Raw genomic sequence first — 10,910 nt, 5'->3', positions numbered from 1 at the left:
TGGTCGCGGCCGGCATCATCGACCCGGCCAAGGTCACCCGGTCGGCGCTGCAGAACGCGGCCTCGATCGCGGCGCTGTTCCTGACCACCGAGGCGGTCATCGCCGACAAGCCGGAGAAGAACCCGGCCCCGGCGGGCGACCCGTCCGGCGGCATGGGCGGCATGGACTTCTGAGTCCCGGCCACTCGCAGCAGTACCGCACGTCCCGCAGGGGCGGCACCCGCACCGGGTGCCGCCCCTGCGGCGTCTCCTGGGAGTGCTCCCGGAGGTGGTCAGCCGTACCGGGCGGCGGTGGCCGCGGCCCGCTCGGCCACGGCGGCGCGCAGCGGCTGCGGGCCCACCACCTCGGCGTCGGGGCCCAGCGCCCAGATCAAGGCCAGCGCGTGGTCGAGGCCACCGAAGTCGATCTCGAGCCGCAGCCATCCGGGCCCGTCGGGGCGTTCGGTGTGCACCTGGCGGGCGCGGGCCACCAACCTCGCGCGCGCGGTGTCCCGCACCCGGACCACGGCGGTGAGGTCCGGGAAGCCCGCCGAGAAGCGGGCGCGCCGCTCCTCCCAGACCCGTTCCAGGTCGAGGCCCGGTGGGCGGTCGGCCGGCTCGGCCAGCTCCTCGACCTCCCGCATCCGCGAGACGCGATAGGTCCGGTCGGCGCCATCGCGGGTGGCGAGCAGGTACCACTGGCCCCGCGCGCTCACGAGGCCGACCGGATCGACCGTGCGCCACCCCGGCTCCCCGTCGCCCGCGGCGTACCGGATGCGCAGCCTGCGCCCGGCGAAGACGGCCCGCCGCACGACGCCGAGCAGCGCGCACTCGTCCGGGGCCTCGGCGGGGCGCTGGATCATGCCGTCGGGGCGCACCAGGATGCGGCCCGCGGCCTCCGTGGTGCTGTCGCGGTGCCGCTCCGGCAACGCCGCCACGACCTTGCGCATCGCGGACGCGAGCGCCGGAGCCATCCCCGGGGCCGACGCCTTGGCGCGGGAACCGGCGACGACGAGGGCGAGCGCCTCCTCCGAGGTGAGCCCGGTGAGGTCGGTCGTGTAGCCGGGCAGGAGCGCGAAGCCGCCGTGCCGGCCGCGCTCGGCGTACACCGGCACGCCCGCCGTGGAGAGCGCCTCGATGTCGCGCAGCACGGTGCGCGGGGAGACCTCGAGCTCGCGGGCCAGCTCCGTGGCGGACATCCGTCCACGGTGTTGCAGCAGCAACACGAGCGACAGGAGGCGGTCGGCGCGCACATCCGGAGGATGCCAGAGATACACGACAGTTGATGTCGTGTATGGGCGGCAGGCTTGCCGGCATGACGACAACCGAGACCACCGATCCCCGGCCCCTCTACGACGGCGCGCTCTCCTGGGCACTCGGCCGGGTGCGCGGCGTCCGGCCCGACCAGCTCACCCTGCCCACCCCCTGCTCCGAGCTGGACGTGCGGGCGCTGCTCGCCCACCTCGTCGCCACCGTGCACCGCGCCGCCGCGGTCGGGCGGGGCGAGGACGCCGCAGCCGTGCCGTGGAGCGTGCCGCAGGCTCCCGGCGACGACTGGGGGAGCGCGTACGCGGCGGCGATCGACGCCATGTGGGCCGTCTGGCGCGACGGTTCCGACCGGCTCGACCGCCCGGTCCGCGCGCCGTTCGGCGAGGTGCCCGGCCGGGCCGCGCTGATCGCCTACACGTCCGAGACGCTCGTGCACGGCTGGGACCTCGCGGTCGCCACGGGCCAGGACGCCGAGGCCGACCCCGCCATCGCCACTCCCGTCCTCGCGGTGATGGCGCGGTTCCTGCCGGCGGAACCGCGCGGTGGGCACGTGCCCTTCGCGGCTCCCGTGCCGGCGCGCGAGGGGGCCGGACCGACCGAGCGTCTCGCCAACTGGTGCGGTCGCGCCTGGGGGTGACGACGGGTGATGGCCGGGCCCGCCGTGACGGCGTCCGTCATCTGTCGCGGGTCCGGCCGTCTCCCTTGACTCCTCCCGGCGACGAGATGGAGGCTGGAAACCGGTTACCACGAAGCGGAAAGCGCATGCCCGCACTGCGCGCGCTGCGCCCTCGTACACGGAGGTACAAGGTGAGCAGACGTGGACCGGGACGCGGCAGGCTCGGCCTCGGAGCGGCCGCCGCGGCCGTGCTGGCGCTCACGGCCTGTGGCGCGCCAGGCGCCCAGAACACGCAGGCCGAGGCGATCACGCCGGCCCGACCGAGCAGCCCCATCACCCTCACCGTGCTCGACGGGGCCGGCAACGTCACGGTGCAGCGGGCGATCTACGACGGGTTCGCCGCCGCTCACCCCGAGCTCGTGTCGAGCATCAACTACCAGAGTGCGCCCGCCCCGGACGTCGCCGGCAAGGTGAGGGCGCAGCAGATCGCCGGCGCGGTCGACATCGGCGTGGTCATCGGCGGCACGGACGTCCTCGGCGCCGCCCAGACCGAGAACCTCATGCTCCCGCTCCTGCCCGACCACGCCGCCGACCTCCCCGACCTCGCGCAGGTGCAGGACGAGGACATCGCGGCGATGCAGGAGATGGCGAACGGCGTCGGCGTCGTCAACCGCTACGGCCCGGCCGGCCCGCTGCTCGCCCACCGGCCCGGCCAGCTCGCCGAAGCGCCGTCGACGCCCGAGGATCTGCTCGCGTGGGCCCGCGAGCACCCGGGCCAGTTCACTTACGCGCAGCCGCCGAACTCGGGCCCCGGCCGCACGCTGCTGATGTCGCTGCCCTACATGCTGGGGGACGGCAACCCGTCCGACCCGGAGAACGGGTGGGCGAAGACCTGGGCGTACCTGCAGGAGCTCGGCCGGTACGTGTCGTCCTACCCGCCGAGCTCGACGATCATGAACCAGCAGTTCGGCTCCGGCCAGCTGCAGCTCATCCCGACGATCGTCAGCATGGACATCAACAACCGCAAGGACGGGACCTGGGCCCCCGACACGCAGGTGTCGCTGTTCGCCGACCAGCAGTGGGTCAGCGACGCGCACTACATGATGGTGCCGAAGGGTGTCAGCCCGGAGACGCTGTACGTCGCGCTCGAGCTGATCAAGTGGACGCTGCAGCCGGAGCAGCAGGCGATGACCTACGCCACCGGTGCGCTCACGACGGCCAACAAGGAGGCCACGCCCGAGCGGGCACCGGCCGACGGCCGGGCGATGCTGCAGCAGTGGGGCCGGCCGGACTTCTACCCCCAGGCGCTCGGGACCGGCGCTTTCCACACCCCGCTGACCCCGGAGAACCAGGTCAAGGCGTTCGAGATCTGGCAGCGGGAGGTCGGCAGCCGTGTCGGGAGCTGACCGGGGGTTCGGCGCGCTCGAGATGCGGCAGGTCTCGCGCTGGTACGGCCGCACCCCGGCGCTGATCGACCTGGACCTCGAGCTCACCCGCGGCGAGTTCGTGGCGCTGCTCGGGCCGTCCGGTTGCGGGAAGTCGACGGCGCTGGGCTGCCTCGCCGGGCTGCAGCCGCTCACCACCGGCTCGATCTGGCAGGACGGGAAGCGCATCGACTCGCTGCCCGCCGAGAAGCGCGGCTTCGGCATGGTGTTCCAGAGCTACGCCCTGTTCCCGCACCTGTCCGTGCAGCGCAACGTCGAGTTCGGGCTCGCCATGCGCAAGGTGGCGCGCGGCGAGCGCCGCAGCCGGGCGGCCGCCGCGCTCGACCTCGTCCAGCTCGGCGAGCACGCGGGGAAGCTGCCCTCGCAGCTGTCCGGCGGCCAGCAGCAGCGGGTGGCGATCGCCCGCGCGCTCGCCATCGACCCGCAGGTCGTGCTGATGGACGAGCCGCTGTCGAACCTGGACGCCGCGCTGCGGATCGAGATGCGCACCGAGATCAAGCGGCTCTACCAGGAGAAGGAGCTGTCGGTCCTCTACGTCACCCACGACCAGGAGGAGGCGCTCTCGCTGGCCAGCCGGCTCGTCGTGCTGCGGGCAGGCCGACTGGAGCAGACCGGCACGCCCGCGGAGGTGTACAGCCAGCCCGCGAGCGCCTACGTCGCGCGCTTCATGGGCTACCGCAACATGATCGCCGCCCGGGTCGACCAGGTGGACGGCGACGGCCGGGTCGTCGTGGCCGTCGGGGGCCTGCGGTTGCGCGGCACCGCGGCCGTCCAGCCGAAGGTCGGCGAGGACGTCGTCGTGGGCGTGCGGCCGGAGGACTTCGTGGTCGGCGGGGCCGGCGTGAACGAGGTGGCGGCGCTCGCCGAGGTCGTCGAGTACCACGGCCGCGAGCTGGCCGTCCGCGCACGCACCGAGCAGGGCGTGATCCTGCACTTCCGCACCGAGAAGCCGGTGGCGGCCGGGGCCCGGCTCACGCTGGCGGTGCCGGAGGATCGGGTGCTCCTCTTCCCGACCGAGCCGGGTGTCGGCGATGACGCTCATGGCTGATCGCGCCGCCCCGAGCCGTCCGCCCCAGCCGTTGCGTCACCGGCTCGCCGAGCAGGGCGTCGACTGGACGGTGCTGCTGATGCTGCCGGCCGTCGCGATCATCGGCGGGCTGTTCGTCTACCCGTTCCTCTACGGGCTGTCGATCTCCTTCCAGCCTCTGGGGGGTGGCGACCCGCTCGCCAACTACACGGACTTCTTCGGCGACTCCTACCAGCGCGACTCCATCTGGAAGACGCTGCGGCTCGCCGTGCCGGTGGCGCTGCTGTCGGTGGCGGCCGCCGCGCCGCTGGCGTTCCGCATGCGCCGCGACTTCCCCGGCCGCCGGGTCGTGACGCTCGTGGTGCTGCTGCCCCTCACATTCGGCTCGGTGCTCATCGCGCAGGGCATGGCGCTGGTCTTCTCGGCCAACGGCTGGATCAACCTGCTGCTGCAGTCGCTCGCCGTGCCGCAGCAGCAGTTCATCTACAACTTCACGGGCACGTTCATCGCCACGGTGATCGTGAGCGTCCCGTTCGCGTTCGTGATGCTCATGGGCTTCTTCGGCGGGATCGACCGCTCCGTCGAGGACGCCGCCGCCACCCTTGGCGCCGGGCGCGCGGCGCGGTTCTGGCGGGTGGTCGTGCCGCTGGCGATGCCGGGGCTCCTCACCGCGTTCACGCTCTGCCTGGTGGAGGCGTTCGCCGTGTTCCCGTCAGCAATCCTCGTGGGTCAGCCGGACAACGCCACGCACGTGCTGACGCTGCCGATCTACCAGGCCGCTTCGCAGCGCTCGGACTACCCGGCCGCCGCGGCCATCGCGATGGTCATGACTGCGCTCGAGCTGCTGATCCTCGGCGTGCTGCTGCTCCTGCGCAACCGGCTCTACCGCGGACCGTCGGCGGGAGGCAAGGGATGACCGCCACCGACGTCCTGCTCGAGCAGAACACGCCCGTGCCGGCCCGGCCGCCGGCCCGCACCCGCCGTGAGCGCCCGACGTTCACCGCCGTGATCACCTGGGTGGCCGCGGCGTGCTTCGTGCTCGTCGTGCTCGGGATCCTGGCCTCGGTGCTCGTCCAGTCGTTCGCCACGGTGTGGCGCGGCGGCTGGTGGCCCGACGGGTTCACCGCCGGGTGGTACGGCCGCGCCTGGACGACCACCGGCATGTCCCGGGCCCTGGTCAACACGTTCGAGGCCGGGGTGGCGGTCGTGCTCGTCTGCCTGCTGGCCGGCGTGCCGGCGGGGTACCTGCTCGCCCGGCGCAGTTTCCCCGGCCGGTCGCTGATCATGTTGCTGATGCTGCTGCCGATCATCCTTCCGCCGATGACGTACGCGGTGCAGCTCGCGGCCCTCATGTACCGCCTCGGCCTCGGCGGCTCGATGACGGCGGTGGTGCTGGTGAACCTGGTGCCGACGCTCCCGCTCGTCGTGCTGATCATGGTGCCGTTCGTCGAGCAGATCTCGCCCGAGGTGGAGTCGGCCGCCCGCGTGTTCGGGGCGAACAACCGGCGGTTGTTCACCCACGTCCTCGTGCCGCTGCTGCTGCCGGGGATGCTCGCGGCCGGGATCCTGGTCCTCGTGCGCACGCTCGGCGCGTTCGAGCTGACGTTCTTCGTCTCCGGTGCCGAGACCCAGACGCTCGTCGTCGCGCTGTTCGGCGCCATCTCCGACCCCGGCGGCGTACCCGTCTCGCTGACCGCCGCCATGGCCGTGACGTACATGCTCGTGGCGGTGCTGGGGCTCGCGATCAGCCTCCGCTACGTCACCCCGTCGCAGGCCATCCGCCAGCGGCACCGTTGAGCGACCCACGAGGGCGAAGGAGTCCCATGCCAGACGGCACGAACACCTACCGCGTCGCGATCGTCGGCGCGGGCGGCATCGCCGGGCACCGCCACGTGCCCGCCATCCGCGCCCAGGGCGACCGGGTCGAGGTGGTGGCGGTCGTCGACGTCGACGGCGACCGCGCCACCGCGTTCGCGGCCGAACACGGCGTCGCGGACCACCACACCGACGTCGGAGCGATGCTCGCCGCCGACCGGCCGGACCTGGTGATCGTCTGCACACCCCCGGTCGCGCACCGCGACGGGGTGAAGGCCTGCCTGGAGGCCGGGGCCTGGGTGTGGTGCGAGAAGCCGCCGGTGCTCTCGCTCGCCGAGTACGACGAGCTCGCGGCGCTGGAGCGGGACGGCGGCCCGTACGTCGGCTACGTGTTCCAGCACCGCTTCGGCTCCGCGGCGATGACGCTGCGGCGCCAGATCGAGGAGGGCACGCTCGGGCGGCCGCTCGTCGGCGTCTGCCACACGCTCTGGTACCGCGACCACGCCTACTTCGAGGTGCCGTGGCGCGGGAAGTGGGCCACCGAAGGCGGGGGCCCGACGATGGGCCACGGCATCCACCAGATGGACCTGATGCTGTCGCTGCTCGGCGACTGGCGGGAGGTCCGCGCGATGATGGGCACCCTCGACCGCCGCGTCGAGACCGAGGACGTCTCGCTCGCGGCCGTGCGGTTCGAGTCGGGTGCGCTCGTCTCCGTCGTCAACAGCGTGCTGTCCCCGCGCGAGGAGAGCTACCTGCGGTTCGACTTCACCGACGCCACCGTCGAGGTCTCGCACCTCTACGGCTACGGCAACTCCGACTGGCGCTGGACGCCCCGCGCGGGCGTGGCCGACTCGGGCTGGTTGCCCACCGACGACGTCGACAGCTCGCACACCGCGCAGCTCACGCACTACCTCCACGCCATGGACCGGCGCGAGCGCCCGCCCGCGAGCGGCGCGGACGGGCGCCGCAGCATGGAGCTGATCACGGGGCTCTACCAGTCGGCGATCACCGGCCACCCGGTGCTGCGCTCGGAGCTGGCGCCCGGCAACCCGTTCTACGACCGGCTCGACGGCGGCGGCCGCTACGCGCCCGACACCGTGGAGGCGTCCCGATGACCACATCGACGAGCAGGCTCACCGTCACCCACGAGCACGGCCTGCGGATCGGCGTCGCCGTCGGCGCCGTCGAGATCGCGGCCTACGTCTACGGCGAGGACATCCCGGCCTTCGAGTCGTCGAAGCCCTACCTGCACCCGGTGCGCACGCTGTCCGGAGCACTCGTCTCCGCGTACCGGCCGCACGACCACCGCTGGCACAAGGGCCTCCAGATGACGTGGTCGCACGTGTCGGGCCAGAACTTCTGGGGCGGCAACACCTACGTCCACGGGCAGGGCTACACGCCCAAGGACAACGTGGGCGCGATGCGGCACGACGCGTTCGACGTCGTCGATCTCACCGGCGACGAGCTCACCCTCTCCGAGCGGCTCACCTGGGTGGCGTCGACCGGTGAGGAATGGGTGTCCGAGCACCGCAGGCTGCGCTTCCACGGCGTCGACCCGGGCCGCGGCACGTGGATGCTCGACTTCGCCACCGAGCTGACCAACATCCGGGGCGAGGCGCTCGAGCTGGGCAGCCCCACCACGCACGGCCGGGACAACGCCGGCTACACCGGGTTCTTCTGGCGCGGGCCGCGCGGCTTCACCGGGGGTGAGATCATCACGGCCGACGGCGGCGGTGGCCCGGAGACGATGGGCACGTCCGCGTCGCCGTGGCTGGCCTACACCGGCAAGAACGACGAGGTCGACGGCGGCGCCACCGTGCTGGTGTTCGCCGGCTCCACCAGCCGGGGCGAGAACACGTGGTTCGTGCGCAACGACCCGTTCCCGGCGATCAACCCCTCGCCCGCGTTCCACGAGGAGATCACGCTCGCCGACGGCGACTCGCTCGCGCTGGAGCACCGGGTGGTCGTCGCCGACCGGATCTGGACGCGGGAGGACATCGAGGGCTTCGCCGCGGGGCACGCGCTGTGACCGGCGTGCCCGAGCTCCCGGGGGCCGTGGGCATCACGGCGCTGCGGGTGTACGACTGGGAGGCGGCCGACGGGCTCTGCGGCGGCTCGCCGCACGTGCACCTGTGCTGCACGGAGGGCTACGTCGTGGTCGGTGGGACCGGTCGCGTGCAGACACTGACTACCCGCGCCGCCGGCTCCGCAGGCTTCCATCCCCCGAGGGCGGGCGGGTTCGCCGAGACCCCGCTGCGCCCCGGCGACGTCGTCTGGTTCACGCCCGGCACGATCCACCGCGCCGTGAACGACGGCGACCTGCACGTCGTGGCGCTCATGCAGAACAGCGGGCTGCCCGAGGCGGGGGACGCCGTGCTGACGCTGCCGCCGGAGCACCTCGCCGACCGGTCGACGTACGAGCGCGCGGTCGCCCTGAACGGCTCCGTGGAGCGCGCCCGCGCGCGCCGCGACCTCGCCGTCGAGGGCTTCACGCTCCTGCGCGAGCGCACCGAGGCCGGTGACCCGGTCGCCCTCGAGGAGTTCTTCGCCGCCGCGGCCGCGCTCGTCCGGCCGCAGCTGGCGGGCTGGCGGGAGCGCTGGGAGCAGGGGGCCGCCGCGGTGAGCCGCCGCACCGGCGAGCAGATCGCCGCCCTGGAGGCGGGGGATCACAGCCACCTCCGGGACGCTGCGGTCGCGCGCATGGAGGAGCCCGCGCCGGTCACGCTCGGCGTGTGCGGGCGCCTGTCGCCCTACGATCCGTCGAGGCTCGCCCTCGGATGAGGAACCTCGCAGGTCCGTGTGGGGGAATGCGCATTCCTCCAGGCTGTGGCGGGGTACGCTCGCCCGACGCGGACCCCGTCGGGGTCGTGCGGGTACGAGCGTGGCGTCCGGCGGTCCCACCCGGGGTGCCCAGGGAGGGAGATCCGAGATGAGCGAGCGCGGCGAGCGGGCTCCCGGCGCGTCCGTCACCCTGCTCGACGTGGCCAAGGCCGCGGGAGTGTCCCTCGCCACGGCGTCGAGAGCGCTCAACGGCAGCACCCGGCGGGTGCGTCCCGACCTGCACGAACGCGTGCTCGCCGCCGCGGAGTCGCTGCACTACTCGGCCAACGCCCAGGCACAGGCCATGGCGCGCGGCCGCACCAACATCGTGGGCCTCGTGCTCAGCGACGTCGCCGACCCCTACTTCTCCTCGATCGCGGCAGGCGCCATCCGGGCGGCCGAGGACGAGCAGCTCGTGGTCACGATGGCCTGCACGTTCGGGCGCGAGGAGCGCGAGCTCGAGTACCTCGCCGCGCTGCGGGGGCAGCGGGCGCGGGCGGTGATCATCGTCGGGAGCCGGGTGCAGGACCGCGGCCTGATCGACCGGCTGGCCGCCGAGGTGCGCGCGTTCGAGCAGTCGGGTGGCCGGGTGGCGTTCGTCAGCCAGCGCAAGATCCCGGCCGACACGGTGGTGGTGGAGAACCGGGGCGGGGCCCGCGCGCTGGCCGAGGCGCTCTGCCGGCTCGGCCACCGGCGCTTCGCGGTGCTCGCGGGCCGGGCCGAGCTCCTGACGGCGCGCGACCGCACCTCCGGCTTCCGCGAGGGCGCCGTCCGCGCCGGTGCGCGCGTCGATGCCGGCGACATCGTGTACGGCGGTTTCACCCGCGACGGCGGCTATGCGGCGATGAACGAGCTGCTCGACCGCGGCACCGACGCCACCTGCGTGTTCGCCGTCAACGACGTGATGGCGGTGGGCGCCATGGCCGCGTTGCGCGATCGCGGGGTCGCGCTGCCGTCCGGGATGGCCGTGGCCGGGTTCGACGACATCGCCACCCTGCGCGACGTCACGCCCGCCCTCACCACGGTGCGCCTCCCCCTGGAGGAGCTCGGCGCGGGCGCGCTGGCAATGGTCGTGCAGGATCCTGCCGAGCAGCCGCGCGTCCGGCGGGTGCGCGGCGAGGTCGTGCTGCGGGAGAGCACCCCGCCGCTCGTTCAGGGGGAGCCGGTCCGCGCGTAGCGACCCGGCGTGATCCCGACGAGCCGGGTGAAGTGCCGGTGCAGGTGCGCCTGGTCGTGGAACCCGACGCCCGCGGCCACCTGCGCGGGCGGCTCGCCCGCGAGCAGGCGACGGCGCGCTGCCTCCACCCGCCTGCCGGTGAGGTAGCGGTGCGGCGGCAGCCCGTACGCCCGCGTGAAGGAGCGCACCAGGTGGGTGGGGTGGGTGTGCAGCAGCGCGGCGGCATCGCGCAGGGCCAGCCCGTCGACCATGCGGGCGTCGAGCAGGTCGCGCAGGTCGGCGGCCAGCCGGTCGGGCGCGGGTGGCGGCGCCGGCCCGCGCAGGTGCCTGCGGATCCGGTCGCCGATCAGGGCGAGCCTGCTCTCGGCCTCCAGGCCGTTCCCCGGGGCTTCGAGGACGCGGTGCAGCTGGTGCACGCGCGTGCGCAGCAGGGCGTCCCCGAGGGCGGGCGCGTCGACCGCGTGGCCGATGAGGGCGGGGTCGAGGACGTCGGCGTCCAGGTAGAGCACCCGTTTGCGGAAGCCGTGCGGGGTGGCGGAGCGCCCGGTGTGGGAGACGTGCGGCGGCAGCAGCGTGACGCCGGGGCGCAACGCGCCGTGCTCGTGCCGGTCGAGGTCGTAGCGGATCGCGCCCTCGTCGACGACGAGCAGTGTCCAGGTGTCGTGGGTGTGCTCGGGGTACGCGTGGTCGGTGAACCACGCGTGGAAGACCTCGGCGATCCCGGGCACCCGCGGCGCCCACGCCCGCACGGCAGGCACGTCAA

General features: G+C 73.7%; 11 protein-coding genes and 1 pseudogene. 10 read left to right on the top strand and 2 right to left on the bottom strand.

What is annotated here, in order from left to right:
- Positions 1 to 173 (top strand): annotated as a pseudogene (gene groEL / locus ABEA81_RS17310) (chaperonin GroEL); the annotation flags it as partial.
- A gap of 98 nt (positions 174 to 271) precedes the next feature.
- Here groEL and ABEA81_RS17305 read toward each other — a convergent pair.
- Positions 272 to 1,231, bottom strand: a complete 960-nt coding sequence (locus ABEA81_RS17305; protein ID WP_345606144.1) for a helix-turn-helix transcriptional regulator — start codon at positions 1,229 to 1,231, stop codon at positions 272 to 274.
- A gap of 62 nt (positions 1,232 to 1,293) precedes the next feature.
- On the opposite strand from ABEA81_RS17305, the gene ABEA81_RS17300 reads away from it, so the two are divergent.
- The 9 genes from ABEA81_RS17300 (at position 1,294) to ABEA81_RS17260 (ending at position 10,147) form a co-directional block, all read left to right on the top strand.
- Entirely contained in the window at positions 1,294 to 1,884 is a 591-nt protein-coding gene (locus ABEA81_RS17300; RefSeq protein ID WP_345606143.1) for a TIGR03086 family metal-binding protein, read from the top strand.
- 170 nt (positions 1,885 to 2,054) lie between these two features.
- Complete coding sequence (locus ABEA81_RS17295) at positions 2,055 to 3,269, top strand: extracellular solute-binding protein (protein WP_345606142.1); 1,215 nt, start codon at positions 2,055 to 2,057, stop codon at positions 3,267 to 3,269.
- Complete coding sequence (locus tag ABEA81_RS17290) at positions 3,256 to 4,356, top strand: ABC transporter ATP-binding protein (RefSeq protein WP_345606140.1); 1,101 nt, start codon at positions 3,256 to 3,258, stop codon at positions 4,354 to 4,356. The genes ABEA81_RS17295 and ABEA81_RS17290 overlap by 14 nt, the downstream gene beginning before the upstream one ends.
- Positions 4,349 to 5,251 carry an ABC transporter permease gene (locus ABEA81_RS17285; protein ID WP_345606139.1) on the top strand — a complete coding sequence of 301 codons (903 nt, stop codon included), beginning with the start codon at positions 4,349 to 4,351 and terminating at the stop codon, positions 5,249 to 5,251. Before ABEA81_RS17290 ends, ABEA81_RS17285 begins: the two co-directional genes overlap by 8 nt.
- Complete coding sequence (locus ABEA81_RS17280; protein WP_345606138.1) at positions 5,248 to 6,132, top strand: ABC transporter permease; 885 nt, start codon at positions 5,248 to 5,250, stop codon at positions 6,130 to 6,132. Before ABEA81_RS17285 ends, ABEA81_RS17280 begins: the two co-directional genes overlap by 4 nt.
- A 26-nt stretch (positions 6,133 to 6,158) precedes the next feature.
- Positions 6,159 to 7,265, top strand: coding sequence for a Gfo/Idh/MocA family protein (locus ABEA81_RS17275; RefSeq protein ID WP_345606137.1), 1,107 nt, complete (start codon positions 6,159 to 6,161; stop codon positions 7,263 to 7,265).
- Positions 7,262 to 8,179 carry a DUF6807 domain-containing protein gene (locus ABEA81_RS17270; RefSeq protein WP_345606136.1) on the top strand — a complete coding sequence of 306 codons (918 nt, stop codon included), beginning with the start codon at positions 7,262 to 7,264 and terminating at the stop codon, positions 8,177 to 8,179. Before ABEA81_RS17275 ends, ABEA81_RS17270 begins: the two co-directional genes overlap by 4 nt.
- Before the next feature lie 5 nt (positions 8,180 to 8,184).
- Positions 8,185 to 8,931, top strand: a complete 747-nt coding sequence (locus ABEA81_RS17265; protein ID WP_345606135.1) for a cupin domain-containing protein — start codon at positions 8,185 to 8,187, stop codon at positions 8,929 to 8,931.
- 148 nt (positions 8,932 to 9,079) lie between these two features.
- On the top strand, positions 9,080 to 10,147 hold the full coding sequence (locus tag ABEA81_RS17260) for a LacI family DNA-binding transcriptional regulator (protein ID WP_345606134.1): 1,068 nt from the start codon (positions 9,080 to 9,082) through the stop codon (positions 10,145 to 10,147).
- On the opposite strand, the gene ABEA81_RS17255 is transcribed toward ABEA81_RS17260, so the two are convergent.
- On the bottom strand, positions 10,123 to 10,905 hold the full coding sequence (locus ABEA81_RS17255) for an AraC family transcriptional regulator (protein WP_345606133.1): 783 nt from the start codon (positions 10,903 to 10,905) through the stop codon (positions 10,123 to 10,125). The genes ABEA81_RS17260 and ABEA81_RS17255 overlap by 25 nt on opposite strands.
- Positions 10,906 to 10,910 lie beyond the last annotated feature (5 nt).

Origin of the sequence: Pseudonocardia adelaidensis, assembly GCF_039543345.1 — a bacterium.
Taxonomy (GTDB): domain Bacteria; phylum Actinomycetota; class Actinomycetes; order Mycobacteriales; family Pseudonocardiaceae; genus Pseudonocardia; species Pseudonocardia adelaidensis.
This window is presented reverse-complemented; position numbering and strand designations above follow the sequence as displayed.

Bases quoted from the DNA above. Each gene is read 5' to 3' on its own strand.
- ABEA81_RS17300 (WP_345606143.1), top strand. From the start codon at position 1,294: ATGACGACAACCGAGACCACCGATCCCCGGCCCCTCTACGACGGCGCG.
- ABEA81_RS17280 (WP_345606138.1), top strand. From the start codon at position 5,248: ATGACCGCCACCGACGTCCTGCTCGAGCAGAACACGCCCGTGCCGGCC.
- ABEA81_RS17285 (WP_345606139.1), top strand. From the start codon at position 4,349: ATGGCTGATCGCGCCGCCCCGAGCCGTCCGCCCCAGCCGTTGCGTCAC.
- ABEA81_RS17270 (WP_345606136.1), top strand. From the start codon at position 7,262: ATGACCACATCGACGAGCAGGCTCACCGTCACCCACGAGCACGGCCTG.
- ABEA81_RS17260 (WP_345606134.1), top strand. From the start codon at position 9,080: ATGAGCGAGCGCGGCGAGCGGGCTCCCGGCGCGTCCGTCACCCTGCTC.
- ABEA81_RS17275 (WP_345606137.1), top strand. From the start codon at position 6,159: ATGCCAGACGGCACGAACACCTACCGCGTCGCGATCGTCGGCGCGGGC.